General features: G+C 69.1%; 19 protein-coding genes. 7 read left to right on the top strand and 12 right to left on the bottom strand.

Annotated elements, in window-relative coordinates:
* Window positions 1–46: 46 nt before the first annotated feature.
* Window positions 47–511 (top strand): winged helix-turn-helix transcriptional regulator, encoded by a 465-nt coding sequence (locus ACFV15_RS15035; protein ID WP_378351001.1) that lies wholly within the window; start codon window positions 47–49, stop codon window positions 509–511.
* Window positions 512–549: 38 nt separating this feature from the next.
* Complete coding sequence (locus tag ACFV15_RS15030) at window positions 550–1,353, top strand: alpha/beta fold hydrolase (protein ID WP_378351000.1); 804 nt, start codon at window positions 550–552, stop codon at window positions 1,351–1,353.
* 46 nt (window positions 1,354–1,399) lie between these two features.
* Here ACFV15_RS15030 and ACFV15_RS15025 read toward each other — a convergent pair whose 3' ends face one another.
* The 11 genes from ACFV15_RS15025 to ACFV15_RS14975 all read right to left on the bottom strand — a co-directional run bounded on the left by ACFV15_RS15025 (window position 1,400) and on the right by ACFV15_RS14975 (window position 11,328).
* On the bottom strand, window positions 1,400–2,131 hold the full coding sequence (locus ACFV15_RS15025; protein WP_378350998.1) for an energy-coupling factor ABC transporter ATP-binding protein: 732 nt from the start codon (window positions 2,129–2,131) through the stop codon (window positions 1,400–1,402).
* Window positions 2,124–2,927 carry a cobalt ECF transporter T component CbiQ gene (cbiQ, locus tag ACFV15_RS15020; RefSeq protein ID WP_378350996.1) on the bottom strand — a complete coding sequence of 268 codons (804 nt, stop codon included), beginning with the start codon at window positions 2,925–2,927 and terminating at the stop codon, window positions 2,124–2,126. Before cbiQ ends, ACFV15_RS15025 begins: the two co-directional genes overlap by 8 nt.
* On the bottom strand, window positions 2,924–3,877 hold the full coding sequence (gene cbiM / locus ACFV15_RS15015; protein ID WP_378350994.1) for a cobalt transporter CbiM: 954 nt from the start codon (window positions 3,875–3,877) through the stop codon (window positions 2,924–2,926). The genes cbiQ and cbiM overlap by 4 nt, the downstream gene beginning before the upstream one ends.
* A 44-nt stretch (window positions 3,878–3,921) precedes the next feature.
* Window positions 3,922–4,485, bottom strand: a complete 564-nt coding sequence (locus ACFV15_RS15010; RefSeq protein ID WP_378351039.1) for a sigma-70 family RNA polymerase sigma factor — start codon at window positions 4,483–4,485, stop codon at window positions 3,922–3,924.
* 53 nt (window positions 4,486–4,538) lie between these two features.
* A complete protein-coding gene (locus ACFV15_RS15005) occupies window positions 4,539–5,756 on the bottom strand; it encodes an amidase (protein ID WP_378350992.1) in 1,218 nt (405 codons plus the stop codon).
* A 210-nt stretch (window positions 5,757–5,966) separates the two neighbouring features.
* A complete protein-coding gene (locus ACFV15_RS15000) occupies window positions 5,967–6,380 on the bottom strand; it encodes an ATP-binding protein (protein ID WP_378350990.1) in 414 nt (137 codons plus the stop codon).
* 17 nt (window positions 6,381–6,397) lie between these two features.
* Complete coding sequence (locus ACFV15_RS14995; protein WP_378350988.1) at window positions 6,398–7,321, bottom strand: RluA family pseudouridine synthase; 924 nt, start codon at window positions 7,319–7,321, stop codon at window positions 6,398–6,400.
* Window positions 7,248–8,642, bottom strand: a complete 1,395-nt coding sequence (locus tag ACFV15_RS14990; RefSeq protein WP_378350986.1) for an APC family permease — start codon at window positions 8,640–8,642, stop codon at window positions 7,248–7,250. Before ACFV15_RS14990 ends, ACFV15_RS14995 begins: the two co-directional genes overlap by 74 nt.
* 96 nt (window positions 8,643–8,738) lie before the next feature.
* Window positions 8,739–9,230, bottom strand: a complete 492-nt coding sequence (locus tag ACFV15_RS14985; protein WP_378350984.1) for a hypothetical protein — start codon at window positions 9,228–9,230, stop codon at window positions 8,739–8,741.
* Window positions 9,227–10,582 (bottom strand): ATP-binding protein, encoded by a 1,356-nt coding sequence (locus ACFV15_RS14980; RefSeq protein ID WP_378351038.1) that lies wholly within the window; start codon window positions 10,580–10,582, stop codon window positions 9,227–9,229. Before ACFV15_RS14980 ends, ACFV15_RS14985 begins: the two co-directional genes overlap by 4 nt.
* Window positions 10,583–10,638: 56 nt before the next feature.
* On the bottom strand, window positions 10,639–11,328 hold the full coding sequence (locus ACFV15_RS14975) for a response regulator (RefSeq protein ID WP_378350983.1): 690 nt from the start codon (window positions 11,326–11,328) through the stop codon (window positions 10,639–10,641).
* 111 nt (window positions 11,329–11,439) lie between these two features.
* Between ACFV15_RS14975 and ACFV15_RS14970 the strand changes: the two genes are divergently transcribed.
* Window positions 11,440–12,297, top strand: a complete 858-nt coding sequence (locus ACFV15_RS14970) for a phosphatase PAP2 family protein (protein WP_378350981.1) — start codon at window positions 11,440–11,442, stop codon at window positions 12,295–12,297.
* Between the two features lie 7 nt (window positions 12,298–12,304).
* Here the strand turns inward: ACFV15_RS14970 and ACFV15_RS14965 are convergent, their stop codons facing one another.
* Window positions 12,305–13,012 carry a FadR/GntR family transcriptional regulator gene (locus ACFV15_RS14965; RefSeq protein ID WP_378350979.1) on the bottom strand — a complete coding sequence of 236 codons (708 nt, stop codon included), beginning with the start codon at window positions 13,010–13,012 and terminating at the stop codon, window positions 12,305–12,307.
* Window positions 13,013–13,128: 116 nt separating this feature from the next.
* Between ACFV15_RS14965 and ACFV15_RS14960 the strand changes: the two genes are divergently transcribed.
* Genes ACFV15_RS14960 through ACFV15_RS14945 form a run of 4 tightly spaced genes read left to right on the top strand, consistent with a single transcriptional unit; the run spans window position 13,129 to window position 18,039 of the window.
* Window positions 13,129–14,427: an ABC transporter substrate-binding protein gene (locus tag ACFV15_RS14960; protein WP_378350977.1), complete on the top strand. Its 1,299-nt coding sequence runs from the start codon at window positions 13,129–13,131 to the stop codon at window positions 14,425–14,427.
* Complete coding sequence (locus tag ACFV15_RS14955) at window positions 14,424–15,344, top strand: carbohydrate ABC transporter permease (protein ID WP_378350975.1); 921 nt, start codon at window positions 14,424–14,426, stop codon at window positions 15,342–15,344. The genes ACFV15_RS14960 and ACFV15_RS14955 overlap by 4 nt, the downstream gene beginning before the upstream one ends.
* Window positions 15,341–16,162, top strand: a complete 822-nt coding sequence (locus ACFV15_RS14950) for a carbohydrate ABC transporter permease (protein WP_378350973.1) — start codon at window positions 15,341–15,343, stop codon at window positions 16,160–16,162. Before ACFV15_RS14955 ends, ACFV15_RS14950 begins: the two co-directional genes overlap by 4 nt.
* Complete coding sequence (locus tag ACFV15_RS14945) at window positions 16,159–18,039, top strand: alpha-galactosidase (protein WP_378350971.1); 1,881 nt, start codon at window positions 16,159–16,161, stop codon at window positions 18,037–18,039. Before ACFV15_RS14950 ends, ACFV15_RS14945 begins: the two co-directional genes overlap by 4 nt.
* Window positions 18,040–18,046 lie beyond the last annotated feature (7 nt).

Here is an 18,046-nt window from a genome sequence, read left to right as displayed (position 1 = left end):
ACCACCTCGGTTGGAAATCAAGACCGACTCGGGTTAGAGTCGGGGGATGGCGAAACAAGCCAGGGAATGCTCGATCGCGAACGCGCTCGAGGTCGTCGGTGAGCGCTGGAGCCTGCTCGCGCTGCGCGAGGTCTTCTTCGGCGTCCGCCGGTTCGACCAGATCGCGCACAACACCGGCGCCAGCCGCGACATCCTCGCCACCCGCCTGCGCAAGCTCGTCGACGCCGGGCTGCTGGAGAAGAAGCAGTACGAGCTGCGCCCGCCGCGCTTCGAGTACGTGCTCACCGAGGCGGGCCGCTCGCTCAACCTCGTCCTGGTGCAGCTGATGCACTGGGGCGACCGGCATGTCACCGAGGGGCCGCCGCCCACGGTCTGGCGGCACGCCTGCGGCGAGATCCTCGAGCCCAAGACCGTCTGCGCGCACTGCGACACGCCGATCGAGCCGTCCGACATGAGCTTGGTCCGCAGCTCGCTCGCGACAATCCACCCGAACGTAGCATCCGACCCCTAGGCTTGGAGCGCACGAAGCGCGTACCGAGGGGATGGCAGATGGCGGTCGAGGAATACGAACAGGACGGCGTGTGGGTGATCCACGCGCGGCCGGACGAGGAGACCCCCGGCAGGCCGCCGCTCGTCTTCGTGCACGGCGGCCAGCACGCGTCGTGGAGCTTCGACCATCTGCTGCCGTTCTTCGCCGACCGCGGCTGGGAGTGCCTCGCCTTCGACTGGTTCAACCACGGCCGCTCCCGCAAGACCGACGCTGAAACCTTTCTCAAGCGCGGCATCGGCGACGTCACCACCGAGATCGCCATCGTCTCGTCACTGGCGGACGGCCCGCCACTGCTGGTCGGCCACAGCATGGGCGCGGCCGCGTCCATGGCCTACGCGACCTCGAACGCCGTCGCCGGGCTCGTACTGCTGACTCCCGTCCTCCCCGCCGGCATCGGCGAAGGCGAGCCGTCCGAAGCGGGCGAGTTCCCCGTCGACATGAAGCAACTGGTCCCGCCGCTCCCGCTGGCCCGCGCGCGCGAGCTCTTCTTCACCTCGCTCGACGAGGTCTCGGCACGCCGCTACACCCGGCTGCTGACCGCGGAGTCACCGGTCGCGGTCCGCCAGGCGGCGACGAGCTCACTCGAGGTCGACCTCGACGCGTTCGACGTGCCGTCACTGGTGGTCGCAGGCGGCAAGGACCGGATGTGCGCGCCCGCCTCGCAGGAGAAACTCGCGACGGTGCTCGGGTCGGAGTACTTCGTGCTCGAGTCGGCCGGGCATGACGACGTGCTGCTGCACCACGCGGCCTGGCAGGTCGTCGCGGCCCGGATCCACGACTGGCTCGCCGACAACATCTCGTGAGTGTTTAGGCCGGTTAGAACCGGCCATACCACTCACGACCCAAGCCTCAGCCGACCAGGTTCACCTGGGTCAGCAACGCTGGGTCCAGGTCGTGCGGGGAGCCCGAGCCCGCGATCCGGTGGTCCTCGCCGAACACCACGCAGCGGTCCGCGATGCGCGGGAGGATGTCGAGGTCGTGTGTGGCGTGCACGATCGTCTTGCCCGCGGCCGCGAGTTGCTCGATGAGGTCGATGAGCCAGCGGCGGCTGCGCGGGTCGAGTGCGGCCGTCGGCTCGTCGAACAGGAGGATCTCGGGGTTCATGGCGAGCACGCTCGCGATGGCGACCTTCTTCTTCTGGCCGCCCGAAAGCTGGAAGGGGGTCCGGTCGGCGAGGTCGGTGATCCCGAGCATCGCGAGCACGTCCGCGACCCTGGTCTCCACCGAGGCCAGCCCGAGTTGTGACGGTCCGAACGCGACTTCCTCGGCGACCGTGGGGGAGAAGACCTGGGCGTCGGAGTTCTGGAACACGAAGCCCACCCGCCCGCGGAACGCGGCCGAGAACTGCTCGTCCTCCAGCAGATCTTCGGTGATCTCATGGCCGAAAGCCGTGTAGCGGCCCGAATCCGGGAAAAGCAGTCCGTCGAGGATCTTGAGCAGCGTCGACTTGCCGCAGCCGTTCGCGCCGAGGAGTGCCAGCCGCTCGCCCGCGTGGACTTCGAGGGAGACGCCGTCCAGTGCGGTGAACCGGTCGAGGTAGGCGAAGCGCAGGTTTTCGCAGCGCAGCAACGGTTCAGCCACGGTAACCCCGCGAAACCATGGCCTGGTGGACTTCTTCGGCCATGTGGTGCGCCTTCCCGAGTATCGCCCCCGCCGAAGCCGCGACGAACCGGCGCGCCGCCCGATCGTGCCGCTGCCTGCCCGCTGAGCGTGCTTTGCGTGCCTCGTACATTTCCAGGACGGCCGTGAGCAGGTGGAACAGATACCGGTACGCCATCCCGACGATCTGCACGAACATCCTCGGCACGCCCAGGCCGCGCAAGCCGGCGAGCAGGCGCGGCCACGAGGTCGTGGAACTGAGCAAGATCACCAGTGAGACCGAGACCGCCACCCGCAGCACGATCAGCAGCGCCGAGTTCAGGCCCTGCGCGGTGAAACCCTGCGGGTGACCGTTCCAGTGCCACAGCGTCAGCACGATCCGGCCGGGCGTGACGAGACTGAGTGTCGCCGGAAGGACCATGATTCCGGTGAAGATCGGCACGAACAGCCATACCCGCTTCAGAAAGAACAGTACCGGCAACCCTGACAGCGCGCCGAGCCCGAGCGTCGCCAGGTAGAACGCGGCGAGCAGCCACGGCTTGTGTGTGAAGCCCACCGCGATGAGCAGCCCGAAGACGGCAGCGATCTTCGATCGGGGATCGAGGCGTTGCAGGAAACCGTTGTGCCGCGCCAAATCCTCCGAGAACAGCATTTGCCGTAACAGGTTCGCGCCACCCTTCAACGTCTTCTCGACGAAGGAACCCTTGGCGCGCTTGCCGATACAGCCGCATGGGCACAGCGCGGGCTCGCGTTCGAGCAGCCAGGCGGGTGTCGTCACCGCCTGGTCCTGACCTTGCCGATCAGGAACACCGTCGCCCCGACCACGGCCACCCCGATCACCGCGCACACCACGTACGCCAGCCAGGGCGGCCCGCCGAAGTCGTAGCCGTCGAACGGGATCGTGGTCCAGACCCTGGCGCTTTCCGGCGCGTCCTCCCCGAACGCCTCGCCCGAGGCCAGCAAGCCCAGCGGTGTCAGCACGACCAGGGTCCCGATCGCGGCCCATCCCACCCAAGGCCGCTTCAGCTCGGATTCGTTGGTCCGCAGCAACGGCAGGTTCGCCCGCTGCAGGTATGCGACGACCCCGCCGCTGAGGGCGGCCTCCGCGAACCCGGCGACCAGCAGATGCGCCAGCAGCATCGCGGGGATCGTCTGCGACAGGTGATACGGCGAGTACAGCGGCGCGCCCGCCGCGTCGTGGAACAGGTCCGGCTGGATGCCGAGTTCGATGCCGGTCAGCAGCGCGGCCACGGTGATGCCCACGTATCCGCCGACCGCCGCGGCGAGCACCCGGCGCGGGCTGGTCAGCTCGGACTTCCCGGAGATCAGCTTGTACAGGCCGTACGCCACGAAAGGCATGGCCACGGCCATGTTCGCGACGTTGGCGCCGTACGCGAGCACCCCGCCGTCGCCGAAGAGCAAGGCCTGGAAGAGCAGCGCGACCGCCACCGCGATCATCGCCGCCCACGGCCCGAGCACGATCGCGATCACCCCGGCGCCGACCGCGTGCGCGGTGGTCCCGTCGGGGATCGGGATGTTGAACATCATCACCAGGAAGCTGACCGCGGAGAACATCGCCAGCGTCGGCACCTGCCGCGTCTTGACGACGGTCTTCACTTTGCGCACGGCCACCGCCAGCGCGGGCACCGCCACCGCGTAGCCGACGGCGCAGGTCGCGGGGCTCAGGTATCCGTCGGGGATATGCACGTCACTCAGTGAACGCCGCATCCGCCATCGTTTCAAGGGTCAACACATGATCAGATGTTCAGATATCACATCGCGTCGTTGGCCTGTGCGGTCGTGGCGGAGAGCAGGTCTTCGCGGGCCCTGGCCACGCGAGAGCGGATGGTGCCGACCGGGCAGCCGCAGACCTCGGCGGCTTCGTCGTAGGAGAGGCCGAGCACCTGCGTCAGCACCAGCACCTCGCGGCGGTCCTGGGGGAGCGCGTCGAGCAGGAGACCGAGCTCGACCAGGTCCTCGAAGCCGGAGCCGCGCGGGGCCTGGCGCTCGGCGGCGGTCTCCCAGTCGGTGTGCCCGGAGATTTTCGGGCGGGCGCTCGCGGCGCGGTATTGGTCGACGACGACGCGACGGCCGATCGACAGCAGCCAGGTGCGCGACGAGGACCGGCCCGCGAACCGGCGGAGGCTCTGGAACGCGCGGAGGTACGTCTCCTGGGTGAGGTCGTCGGCCGAGCGGGGTTCGGTGAGATGGGCGAGGAAGCGCCACACGTCCGCCTGCGTGGCCCGTACCCAGGCTTCGAGTGCTTTCCGGTCGCCGCGGCCGGCCGCGATCGCCAGTGCGGTCACCCGCTCGTCTTCGCCTGTCCTGGCCACGATTCGTGATCTTAGGGCAGCTACCTGAGTGCTTCTTAAGTATTGAGAAGAGATACCTATCGGGGGAACCTCAACGGGCGCTCGATGGCGCTGCCTAGTAGGCAGAGTGCCGCTTCGCCGTGTGGCGGGCCGATGAGCTGGGCGCCGATCGGGAGGCCGTCGCCGTCGGTGCCCGCCGGCACGCTGAGCGCCGGGTGGCCGGTGACCGAGGCGAGCGCGGTGAGCCGCGTGTACGCCGACTCGAGTGGCTCGGCGTGACCGTTCACCGAGACGGACGTCGCGTCCTCCCAGGTGGCGGTGACCGGGACGGTCGGCACCAGCAACGCCGAAAGCCCTTGCCGCGAAAGGACTTCCTCAAGCTCACGGCGGACGGCGGCCGTCACTCGCAGCGCGCGCAGATAGTCCGTTGTGGACACCAGGGCGCCCTCGCGGATCAGCGCGGACATGGGCTCGGTCAGGCCGTCCGGCTGCCCGGCGAGCGGCCCGGACCACAGTGCCGCGGCCTCGGCCAGCGTGATCACCGAGGCCGCCGCCTGCGCGTGTGACCGGGCGAGCGGCAGCGCGATCGTCACGAGGTCGACCCCGGCCGCCCGCAAGCCGGCCGCGGTGTGCGCGAGCACCGCCGCGACGGCAGGGCTGACGTGGTGTTCCCAGAGGTGACCCGGCCAGCCGACCCGCAGGCCGTCGACGTTCTCGGGCGCCGGGGTGACGATCCCGCCGAGCACGCGGTACGCGGCCAGGCACTCGGCGGCCGTGCGCGCGAGCGGGCCGACGGTGTCCAGCGAGGGCGCGAGCGGGGTGACGCCGCGCCGCGAGACCGTGCCCGCCGTCGGGCGCAGGCCTGCGACCCCGCAGAGTGCGGCCGGGACGCGGAGCGAGCCGCCGGTGTCGGTGCCCAGCGCCAGTGCGGCCGTGCCGTCGGCGACCGAGACCGCCGCGCCGCCGCTGGCCCCGCCCGCGTTCCGGCGTGGGTCGAGCGGATGGGCGCAGCCGGGAGTCGTGACGCCCCAAGCGAGTTCGTCGACACGCGTCCGTCCCGTGAGGACGGCGCCCGCCCGGCGCAGCCTGGCCACCACGCTCGCGTCTTCAACCGGCAAGCGATGGCCGAGGCCCGGTGTGCCGCTGCGAGTCCACTGGCCTTCGACGTCGATGTTGTCGCCGACCGAGTACCGCACGCCGCGCAGTTTCCGCACGACACCGTGGCCGGCTTCGTCATCGAAGGCCGGGTCGCCCAGCGGGGCCTCCCGCACTGCTTCGACGGCAGCCCAGTCCACAGTTGGAACATGGTAGACCTGTGACCGCCTCGCACACCCAGCGTGAAATGACAAGTCTTTTCAGGAAAGATCAAAATTCTTGCCCGGCTGTGGTGATAGTTAGTAAATTAGTCCCGGACGGGCGAGGACCTGCGTGAGCACCCCGCGGCCCGGTCGTCGATCAGTCGTGGGTGGGGCACGGCCAACCCCCAGTTTCAGGTGGTGTCCCACTCACGACGACGCGTGCTGCGTGAACTCGATCCGCGCGAGCGGCGGGCTCAGGTTCGCGAACAGCGAGCCCGCGAGCGTCTTCAGCATGCGCCAGCCGAACGACGTGGTGTCCGCCGCCCACAGCGTCGGCGCCGTGACGGTCACGCGCACCTCGCCCCCGAGTGTCCGAAATCGACACCGCAGCGCCTCGAGCGGGCTGGCGACCGTGATGAGCAGCGAACAGGCTTCGTCCACCGCCATCTTCAGGTCGGCGATGCCGTCGGGGGCGAACCCCGCGCGCTCGGCCACGCCTTCGGTCACCGTCCTCAGCAGCGCCAGCTGCCGGGGTTCGGCAGGCAGCCGCACATCGAAGGCGTTGCCCGGCCTGACCGGCGGACGCGGGTCCTGTACTCGTCCATTCCAGTGCGGTGCCATGGAAACGAAGTACCCACTCAACGTGGCGCTGACACGGGCCACGCGGAAAGTGTCGAGCGGCTTTCGAACCGGCGGGGTTCCCCGGTGAGCGGATCGGTGAATTCCAGCGTCTTCGCGAGCAATTGCAGCGGGCTGGAGAAATCGTCGAGCGGCGTCTCGTGGAGCACCGGATAGAAGTCGTCGTTGACGATCGGCAGCCCGAGCCCGCTCATGTGCAGCCGCAGCTGATGGGTGCGCCCGGTGTGCGGCGTCAGCCGGTAACGCCCCAGGTCACCGCGGTGCTCCAGGAGTTCGACGCGGCTTTCCGCGTTGGGCTCGCCGGGCACCTCGTACGCGGTGATCACGCCGCGCTCCTTGACGATCCGGCTGCGCACGGTCGTCGGCAAGGGGATCGTGGGGTCGTATGCCGCGATCGCCTCGTATTCCTTGCGCACCACGCGGTCTTTGAACAGGTTTTGATACGCGCCGCGATGCGCGGGCGTGATCACGAACATCACCAGACCGGCGGTGACCCGGTCCAGCCGATGCGCCGGGCTCAGCGCAGGCAGATCGAGCGAGCGACGCAAGCGCACGAGCGCGGTTTCGAGAATGTGCTGCCCGCGCGGGATGGTCGCCAGGAAATGCGGTTTGTCGACCACCAGCAGGTGCTCGTCGCGGTGCACGATGCCGATGTCGAACGGCACCGGCACCTCGACCGGCAGGTCACGGTGGAACCAGATGAACGAGTTCGGCACGAACGGCGCGTCCGGGCCGAGCGGGCCGTCGAGCCCGACGATCCCGCCCAGTTCCAGCATCTCGTCGAGCCGTGCCGGATCGAGCCGCGGCAGCCGCTCGACCAGGTGCTCGCGCAGGGTCAGCCAGGGACCCTCAGCCGGCATCTTCAGCCGGGCCGGGTCCAGGCCGTGCCGCTGCGGTAACGGCGGCTGGAGCTTGCGTCTCACCCTCGAACCCTAGGGCATGTCTCGTGGACACCCGCTTGCGCCGCACCGCCCACCACACCAGGCCACCGGCCAGCCAGGCGATCAGCGCGACCGCGATCGACGTGGTCAGCTGCTTGCCGAGCACCCAGGCCTCCACCGCCAGCACGCACAGCCCGATCCCGACCAGCACCCGGTGCGCCAGCGGCTTGAGCCGGAACGGGGCCGCGGCCTCCTCGGCGGGGAAACGCTTGCGCAGCCGCAAGGACGCCGTGATGATCACCGCGAGTGCCACGATCTCGGCGATCGACGCCGCACCGGCCAGCGCTTCGATGCTGAACCCGCCGATGACCGGCGCGATCCCGATCAGGTACAGCCCGAACAGCAGCCAGTGCGGGGTCCCGTAGCGGTTCAGCGCGCCCGCCCGGCGCGGGAACCAGCCGTCGCCGATGGCCGCGAGCACCGGCCTGGTGGCGGCCATCATCAGCGCGTTGATGTGCCCGATCACCGAGACCACCGCGCCGCCGAGCACGAAGAACGCGAACCAGCCCGACGAGAGGATGTGCTTGGCCACCACCGTCATCGGCTGCCCCGCGGTCTCCGAAACCGGCAGGATCGCCACGGACGGCAGCGCCATCAGGAAGTACAGGATCGCGGCCGCCGCCGTGCCGCCGATGATCGCCAGCGGGATGTCACGGCCCGGCCGTTTCATCTCACGGCCCATCTCGGCGACGTAGGTGCCGCCGTTGGTGGCGAAGGTCAGCAGCGCCGCCGCGGCCAGCAGCTGGCCCACGCCGTTCGGCGCCACCTCGGTCACCGCCGACCAGCGGACCTGCTTCATCCCGGTGATCGCGTAGGCGCCGAACGCCACCAGCATGATCCCGGCGAGCACCAGGCCCAGCCGGTTCGAAAAGCTGATCTGGAACAGGTTCGCCACGAAGAACACGGTCAGCAGGCCGAGCGCGAACGGCGCGACCGGGATCGACGGCGACAGCGCGTGCACGTATTCGGCCGCGGTGAGCGCCATCAGGCTCAGCTGGGTCGTGACGATCACCGCCAGCAGCATGGTCAGGTACCCGGCCGACGGGCCGATGAGCCGCGCCGCGTAGCTGTAGCGTGCCCCGGTCACCGGGAGCGCGCTGCCGACCGCCGCGTACGGGATCGAGCAGAGGATGACCGTCAGCGCCGCCATCAGGTACGCGACCGGCGCGCCGGTGCCGGTGATCGCGATGGCCGCGCCGGTCAGCGCGATCACGCCACCGCCGACGATCTGGTGGAACGAGATGCTCAGTGCCTGCGGCAGCGTGATGGTGCGCCGCAGGCCGGCGTCCACAGTGTCGGCCATGGTTCTCCTTCAGAAGTCACTACGCGGGCAGAGATCCCCCGACGGCGTAGGAGAAGGATCAACCGGTACTTGGCGGAAACGTACTGGTGACGGAGCTTATCCGTCACATCCGCGTTGGGTGACCGCGCCGTCCGCACCGCTCAGCGTGACGAGATCGGGCCGTGCGGTCCCTATGCCACTCACGTTGAGCGCGGTCAGCGCCGTGCACGCGAGCTGGCTGGTGGCCAGCGGGGTCAGGCCTTTCAGCGCGAACGGCAGCTTGAGGGTCAGCATGTCGGCGACTTCGTAGGCGACGGAGCCACTCGAGGTGGGCAGGAAGGTGACCATCCCGCGTTTCATCTCCTCGGCGTCCGGTCCCTTCAGCAGCAGCGTGAGCGCGGTCGAGAGCGAGTTGCGGCCGTTCGAGGGCCGCGCGACCCCTTGGATGTGGCCGTCGACCACGAAGAAGAGCACCAGGTCGGCGGGGGCGAGCCCGGAGGTCTCCCCGCGCGGGACGAAGGTCGGAGCCGGGCCCATCGGGACCGCGCCGGTCGCCTGGACGCCGCAGCCGGACAGCAGCAAGGCGAGCGCCACGACCAGCCGTTTCATGGGTGCCTCCTGGGAATCCGCAGCACGAACCTGGCGCCGCTCCCGGTGTTGGACGGCTCGATCACGCCGCCGTGCAGCCGGGCATTCTCCTGCGCGATGGCCAGGCCGAGCCCGCTGCCCTCCGACCGCGCGCGTGCGCTGTCGGCCTTGGTGAACCGGTCGAACACATGCGGCAGGATCGACGGCTCGATGCCGGGCCCGTGGTCGGTCACCTCGATCCGCACCTCCCGCTCGTCCCCGCGCAGCGCGATCTCGACCGGCGGCCTGCCGTGGCGCAGCGCGTTGCCGACCAGGTTGGCCACGATCAGGTCGAGGCGCCGCCGGTCGACCCAGGCGGTGATCCCCTCGGGCAGGTCGAGCACGAGGCCGGTGCCGGAGCGCCAGCCGCGGGCCTCCAGTGTGTCGCGGATCGCGGTCGCCAGTTCCCATTCGTCGGCGACGAGCTCGGCGCGGCCCGCGTCGAACCGGGAGATCTCGACCAGGTCCTGCACCAGCCGGGTGAGCCGTTTGGTCTCCTCGGACACGAGCCTGGCCGCGACCGCGGTGTCCGGCGGCAGCTGCGCGGCGTCCTCGTCGAGCACGTCGGTGACCGCGTTCATCGCGGCCAGCGGGGTGCGCAGCTCGTGCGAGACATCGGCGACGAACCGCCGCGCGTCGGCCTCCATCGCGCGCAGCTCGCCGACCGTCCTGTCCAGCTCGGCCGCGGTGGTGTTGAACGTGCTGACCAGCTCGGCCAGCTCGTCGGACCCCTTCGGCTCCAGCCGGACGTCGAGGTTGCCGTGCCCGAGCTCGCGGGCGGCGGTGTTGAGCGCGCGCACCGGCCGGAGCACCTGGCGCGCGGCGAGCAGCGCGAGCGCGACGGCCAGCGGGAGCGCCAGCGCGGCGGTCTGCCACGCCTGGCTGGCCAGCTCGTCGATCGCGGCCTGCTGGGTGCTGAGCGGCATGCGCGCGTAGGCCTCGATCCCGGTGTGCTTGACCGTGCCGTCCGCGGCCCGCTGCAGCACGGGGATGCCGAGGAAGACCACGGCAGAGCCACTCGAGTCGACCACGCGCTGGAACTGGGTACTGGTGCTCGCCGCGACCTGGGTGCGCAGGTCGCCCGGCAGTTCCTGGATCGCGGGCCCGGAGCCGTAGCGCTGGTTCTTGTAGACGATCACGGCGTTGGTCTTGAGTGTCCCGGCGAAGGTCCGGAGTGTCTCGGTCGACGGTGGCACTTCCAGCCTGGGCAGGAACGCCTTGACCTGGTCGTTGAGCTGCTCCATCCCGGGGTCCTGCGCCCCTTTGAGGATGCTGGTGCGCGCGGAGAGGTACATCGCGCCGGACGCCGCCACCGCGCCGACGATCGTCATCATCGCGAACGCGGCGACCAGCCTGGGCCGCAGTCCCGAGACCCATTGCCTGACCGTGATCACGACTTGCCGAACCGGTACCCGAAGCCCCGGACGGTCTGGACGTGCTCAGGGTGCGACGGCACGTCCTCGATCTTCGAGCGCAGCCGCTGTACGCAGGCGTCGACGAGCCGCGAGTCGCCGAGGTAGTCGTGATCCCACACGGCCGCCAGTATCTGCTGGCGGCTGTAGACCTGGCCGGGCGTGCGGGACAGCTCCAGCAGCAGCTTCAGCTCGGTCGGCGTCAGCGGCACCGGCTCGCCTGCCTTGGTGACCAGCAGCCCGGCCCGGTCGATCTCCAGGTCACCGTGCTTCTCCGTGGCGGGCTGGTCGGCGGGCGGCCGTTCGGCGACCGCGCGCCTGAGCACCGCGCGGATGCGCGCGTCGAGCACCCGCGGCTCGATCGGCTTGACCACGTAGTCGTCCGCGCCCGCTTCGAGCCCGGCGACGACGTCGAAGTCGTCGCTGCGCGCGGTGAGCATGATGATCGGCACCTCGCCGGAGGCCCGGATCCGGCGGCAGGTCTCGAACCCGTCGATGCCCGGCAGCATGAGGTCGAGCACGACGATGTCGGGCTGCGCGCTCTTGAGGGTTTCCAGCCCGAGTTCCCCGGATTCACTGGTATAGACCACGTGTTGCTGACGGCGCAGGGCCAGTTCCAGCCCTTCCCGGATCGCCGGGTCGTCTTCGATCACCAAAACCACTGCCACAGCGGCCATTATTCGGATGTTTTGCCGAATTCGCGACTCAGGCCGATCTTGTAGCGAAACCATGACAATGCGCGGACGTGATCACTAACTCCGCCTTGCAGAGTCGGTGTCATGGTCCTCACCTTGGAAAACAGGAGCACGGCTTCCGCACCCAAACACGCCATCACGGCCCCCTCGGTCTCCCGTTCACTCGCGCTGCTCGGCGGCGCGGCCGGTTTCGCACTCGCCTTCGTCGCGGCGTATCTGCTCTTCGTCCACACGGCGAGCGGCCAGCAGGTGGAGAACGGCGCGGTCCGCAACGCCCAGCTCGGACAGTCCACATCGGACTGGTCGCAGCCGCTGCGCCAGGTGGACATGATCGTGCTGCTCGGCGCGGCCGGCGTGTCGATCGTGCTGATCTCCTTGGTACGCCGCCGTTTCTCACTCGGCGTCGCCGGACTGATCGCGCTGACCGGTCCGGTGGTGGTTTCGCAGATCCTCAAGCTCTACGTGCTGGAACGCCCTGACCTGGGTGAGCATCGCGTGGCCTCGCACAACAGTTTCCCCAGCGGCCATGTGACGGCGGCCATGGCGGTGGTGGTCGCGCTGGCGATCGTGCTGCCGCGCCGGTTCCGGTCGTTCGTGCTGATCGCGGGTGGTTTCGGGGTCGCCTGGGTTTCGGCAGCGACGGTTTCGCTCGGGTGGCATCGCTTCAGCGACACGATCGGCGCCTGCCTGCTGGTGGCGGCCTTCGGGTTCGCGGTCGCGGCGGTGCTTTCACGCCGGCATCTCGCACGGGTGGCGGTGACGCCCGCGATTGTCGCGGCCGTCGCGCCGCTGCTGTTCGTGCTCGCCGGGTACGCGGTGCTGAGCACGGCGACTTCGGGGCCGGCGCAGTTCGTCGCGGCCATGGTGCTGGGCGCGGTTTCGGCGATCGCGTTGGCCGGGTTCCAGCTCTGGCAGCTGCGCCGCGTGGTCTTCGACTCGTGAGTCTCGTTCACCGGCCGCGCTTGGCCTGCTTCAGGTCCGCGCTCGACTTGTCGACCAGCGCGCGCATGGCGGTCTCGGCGCCCTCGGGGTCGCGCGCCGCGATAGCGTTGTAGACCGCCTGGTGACTGGGCACCGGGTCGTCCGCCTGAGCGGTGCCGTGCACGAGCTTGTCCCGCTCGGCCAGCCCGATCGCGATCACCCGCTCGATCTGCAGCAGGAAGTTGTTGTGCGTCGCGGCCAGCAGCAGCCGGTGGAATTCGAGGTCCGCGGCGACCATCGCGTCGAGGTCCGAGCCGGCCTCGCCCATGCGGCGCAGCGCGTCGGCCAGCGCGCGCAGGTCCGCGGCGTCGGCGCGCTCGGCGGCCATGCGGGCGGCCGCGGGTTCGACGACCGCGCGGACCTCGGTGAGCTCGTCGAAGAGGTCGGGGTCGGTGGCCGCGGCTGCCGCGGTCTGCCAGCGCATGACGTCGGCGTCGAGCATGTTCCAGCGGGTGCGGGGCTGGACGAAGGTGCCGCGTTTCTGGCGGGCGTCGATCATTCCCTTGGCGGTCAAGACCTTCAGTGCTTCGCGGAGCGCGGTGAGGCTGACGTCCAGTTCGGCGCGGAGCGCGGGGAGGTCGAGGACCGTTCCCTCGGCGAACTCGTTGGACAGGATCCGGCTGGCGAGCAGCTCGACGGTCTGGCCGTGCAGGCCTCGTGGCCGGTTCGGGATCACTCGCGTCCTTTCGGGTGAGGGGAACCGTCACGATAGTACGGGCTCCGGTCATGAGTTTAGCTAATAAATTACGAATTAATCTTGACAGGCTGTGACCCGGGTCGCAGTCTGGCCGCATGAACGAATCCGGCCTGACCCAACGGCGTAGTCCAGGCCTCACTCGACGGGGTTTCCTGCTCGGTGTGGGCTCGACCGCCCTGCTCAGCGGCTGTGCGACTTCGGCGACCTCGGGGCCTGTGAAGCAGGCGGCAGGCGCGGTGACCGTCCAGTCGAACCTGTCCTCCGCCCAGGCCAAGGTGGCCATCGAGGCGCTCGCGAAGGCCTTCAGCGACCGCGGCGGCGCGTCGGCCACGGTCAACACCGTCGCGTCCGAGACCTTCCGGACGCAGCTGCCGAGCTACCTCACCTCGGCCACCCCGCCCGACACCTACACCTGGTACCCCGGCTCGATCCTCGCCGGCTACGCGCGCAAGGGCCTGCTGCTCGACGTCGGCGATGTCTGGCAGACCATGGGCTCCTACAGCGACACGTTCCGCAACCTCAGCGGCGACGGCACCGGCAAGCTCGTCTTCGTGCCGACCACCTACTACTGGTGGGGCTTCTTCTACCGCAAGTCGAACTTCGCGAAGTGGGGCGTGCAGGCGCCGACCAACTGGAGCGAGTTCCTCGCGCTTTGCGAAACGCTCAAGGCCAAGGGCGTCGAGCCGATCGGCATCGGCGCGGGTGGCAACACGCCCTGGACCGCGTCGGCGTGGTTCGACTACCTCAACATCCGGATCAACGGCGCCCAGTACCACCGCGACCTGCTGGCAGGGAAAAGCCGCTTCGACGACCCGCGCGTGGTCAAGGTCTTCGAGCAATGGAAGACCGCGCTGCCGTACTTCGACTCGCGTGGCACCGCGATCGCGTTCCAGGACGCGACCACGTCGTTGCTGCAGGGCCGCACCGGCATGGTGCTGACCGGCACCTTCTTCACCGACGCCGCGCCCAAGGACGTGCTCGACGACCTCGACTTCTTCCAGTTCCCGGTGCTCGACACGGCCGTGCCGGTGGTCGAAGAGGGCCCGGCCGACGGGTTCTTCGCCAGCTCGAAGACGGCGCATCTCGACGCGACCAAGGAGTGGCTGAAGTACGTCGCCACCGCCGAGGCGCAGGAGCTCTACATCAAGAACTCCTCGGGCACCGCGCTGCCGACGCATCCTGACGCCAAGGACGCGGGCACGCCGCTGGTCGCCAAGGGCCGGAAGATGTTGCAGGAGGCCAAGGATCTCACGCAGTTCTTCAACAGGGACTCGAGCGACGCGCTGCAGCCGACGGCCGACGCGGCGTTGATCCGGTTCATCCAGAAGCCGCAGGAACTGCCCTCGATCCTCACCGAATGGCAGGCGGCGGCGCAGAAGGTCTGGTCGGCGTGACGGCTCTGGCCACGCCGGTCCGAGCCGCCGCCCGGTCCCAGCGGCAACGCCGCCGCGGCTTGCCGCCCGTGCTGCTCGCCTTCGTGCTGGTGCCGCTGGTCGTCGAGGGGTTCTGGGTCTTCTGGCCCGCTCTGCAGGGTTTCTACCTCTCGCTGACCAGCTGGGACGGCGTCTCGGCGCCCGAGTGGACCGGATTCGGCAACTACGCCGAGATGTTCGGCGACCCGACGTTCCGGACTGCGGCGCTGAACACGCTGATCTGGCTGGTGCTCTTCGGCGGGCTCTCGGCGGTCGGCGGCCTCGGGCTGGCGATGTTCCTGCAGCGCGAACGGCGCGGCGTCGGGTTCTACCGTGCCGCGCTGTTCACGCCGGTGGTGTTCTCGCTGGTCGCGACGTCGCTGATCTGGCAGGGGCTTTATCAACCCGATGGATTGATCAACAAGCTCCTGGGCGCCTTAGGACTCGAATCTTGGCAACACGCGTGGCTCGCCGACTCGAACACCGCCCTGTACGCGGTGCTCGTGCCCGCGCTGTGGCGGCAGCTCGGTTACGTGATGGTGCTCTATCTCGCCGGGCTCAAGGGCATCGACCCCGCGCTTTACGAAGCCGCGAAACTCGACGGCGTGACGCGCTGGCAGCAGTTCCGGTATGTCACCTGGCCGCAGCTGCGCGGCGTCAACTCGGTGATCCTGTCGGTGATCGTGATCGACTCGCTGCGCTCGTTCGACGTGGTGTGGGCGATGACCAAGGGTGGGCCGTACCACTCGTCGGAGCTGCTCAGCACGTACATGTACGCGACCGCGTTCCAGTCTTTGCGGCTCGGCTACGCCTCCGCGCTGGCCGTGGTGATCTTCGTGCTGGCGTTCGGCGTGATCGTCACGTACCTCATCCGCGCCTTCAAGGAGGACACCGTATGAGCAAGCGGCGGACCTTCCTGTTCCACGCGGGCGCCGGGACGCTTTCGGTGCTGTGGCTGCTGCCGATCGCGTTGGTGCTGCTCACGAGCATCCGGTCCTTCGAAGACGTCGCGGCCAACGGGCTCGGGAGCTTCCCGCGGTCGTTCACGCTGGCGCCGTTCGGCGAGGCGTGGAACGCGGGCGGCGAGTCACGCGCGATGCTGAACAGTCTCGTGGTCACCCTGCCGACGGTGTTCTTCGCGCTGGGGCTGAGCGCGGCCGCGGCGTTCGCGCTGAGCCGGTTCGACATCCCGTTCCGGCGGACGATCCTGCTGCTGATGCTCGGCGGAAACCTCCTGCCGCCGCAGATCCTGCTGGTCCCGGTGTCGAAACTGGCCGAGTTGCTGGGGATCTACGACACGCTGACCGCGCTGGTCATCGTGCAGGTCGGGTTCGGGCTCGGCTTCTACACCTTCGTGCTGCAGGGGTTCATGCGCACGATCCCCGGTGAGATCCAGCAGGCGGCGGTGATCGACGGGGCCGGGCCGGTGCGGATCTTCCTTTCGGTGATCTTGCCGCTGACCAGGCCCGCGCTGGCGGCGCTTGGCGCGCTGGCGTTCACCTGGACGTTCAACGACCTGCTCTGGGCGATCACCGTGCTGCGCACCGAAACCGTCATGCCGGTGACCCCGGCATTGCTCGGACTGCAGGGCCAGTACGTGTCGACGTGGAACGTCATCGCCGCCGGTTCGGTGATCGCCGCGATCCCGACGGTGGGAGTATTCCTGCGATTCCAGAAACACTTCATCTCTGGACTGGCGATTGGCGCGGTGAAATGACGACGTACCGTCTGAAGACGACCTCCTACACGGTCGCGGCCCGCGAACTGGTCGCTTGGGGCCCGCACGGTGTCGAAGACGGACCGTCCCCCTTCGTGAATCAGGGCGAGATCCACTTCATCACCGAAGCGGACGCGGCACCCATCGAATACGCGACGAGCTGGGAGCGCCCGTTCTCCGGGGCCGATCTCGTGTCCTCGGCAGACAGCTTGCGGGTTGAGCTGAAGTACGAGCCGGTGGCGGGCACCGATGTGCTGCTGCGCTGGGCCGAGGTGACGAACACCGGTGACGAGGAGGTGGTGCTCGACCGGTTCGGATCGGCCGGGGTCTGCGTGCCGACCGGCAAGCCGTTGCTGACCTTTTTGTCCGGGCAGTGGGCGCAGGAATTCCAGCGGCGGCAGGTGGTTCTGCCCGCGGGCCGGTTCCAGATGGAGAGCCGGTTCGGCGTGCCCGGCCACGGCTACGCGCCTTGGCTGGCCGTGCAGGACGCCGAGGGCGGTCAGGCATGGGGTGTGTCGCTCGCCTGGTCGGGGTCATGGGAGATCGACGCGAGTGTCGAGCCCGCCGGGATCACGAGGATCCGCGCGGGCAGGCTGGCGCCGGTCGTCGTCGGTCCCGGTGAGACGGTCGCCAGCCCTCGGCTGGCGCTGGCGTCCAGCGTGGACGGCCTGGACGGACTCGCGCGGGTCTGGCACGAGTACGAGCGGACGCTGAGCAGGCCCGTTCAGCGCAAGGTGCTCTACAACTCTTGGGAAGCGACAGGGTTCGACGTTCAGCGTGACCGCCAGGTGGCGCTCGCGAAACGGGCGGCCGCGATCGGGGTCGAGCTGTTCGTGGTCGACGACGGCTGGTTCGTCGGGCGAGACGACGACACCGGGGGGCTGGGTGACTGGGAACCGGCCGATCCGTCGTTCGGCGAGTTCGCCGAGGAGGTCCGCGCGCTCGGGCTCGACTTCGGGCTGTGGGTCGAGCCGGAGTCGGTGAGCCCGAAATCCCGGCTGTACGCCGAGCATCCCGACTGGGTCTATCACCGCGACGGGCACGAGCGGACGCTGATCCGCAACCAGCTGCTGCTCAACCTCGGCCGCGAGGACGTGTTCGAATTCCTGCGGTCCACTTTGGACCGGTTGCTGGGTTCCTACCCGATCAGCTACCTGAAGTGGGACATGAACCGGCCGGCGACCGAACGCGAGCCGGTGCTCGACGGCGCGCACGTGGCCAACTATCACCGGCTGCTCGACCATGTGCGGGACCGGTATCCGCACGTCACGGTCGAGGCCTGCGCAGGCGGCGGAGGCCGGACCGATCTGGCGACCATCGCCCGCGCGGACGTGGTGTGGCCCAGCGACAACACCGGCCCGCTCGACCGGCTCGCTATCCAGGACGGCTTCCTGCTCGCGCACGCGCCGCATCTGATGAGCTCATGGGTGACCGACTCGCCCGGCTTCTTCGACCCGCGTCCGCGATCGCTGCGGTTCCGGTTCGTGCTGGCCATGGCCGGAGTGCTCGGGATCGGCGCCGACCTGTCGCGGTGGACCGACGAGCAGCTCGCCGAAGCCTCGGTGCTTATCGCCCAGTACAAGGAAATCCGCGAGATCATCCACAGTGGAGAGGTCCACCGGTCGCGCGATGCCGTGCAGTACATCGGCTCCGATGGCAAGGTCGTCGTGCTGGCGTGGAACACCGGCGAACTGACCGGTGCGCCGTTCGTGCCAGGCCGTTTGTCACGGGTGCCGCTGACCGGTCTCGAAGCTCAGTCCTATGTGGATGAATCAGGCCGTCGTTTTTCCGCTTCCCATCTCGCTCACGTCGGGCTTCCGTTCGGCTGGACGCCTGAGTTCGACGCCGATTTCACCGTGCTGCATCCCGTCTCTTGACGAAAGG

The sequence above is a fragment of the Amycolatopsis sp. NPDC059657 genome, from assembly GCF_042734395.1.
GTDB lineage: Bacteria > Actinomycetota > Actinomycetes > Mycobacteriales > Pseudonocardiaceae > Amycolatopsis.
Note: the sequence above shows the minus strand (reverse complement) of the source record. Positions and strands in the feature narration are given on the sequence as shown.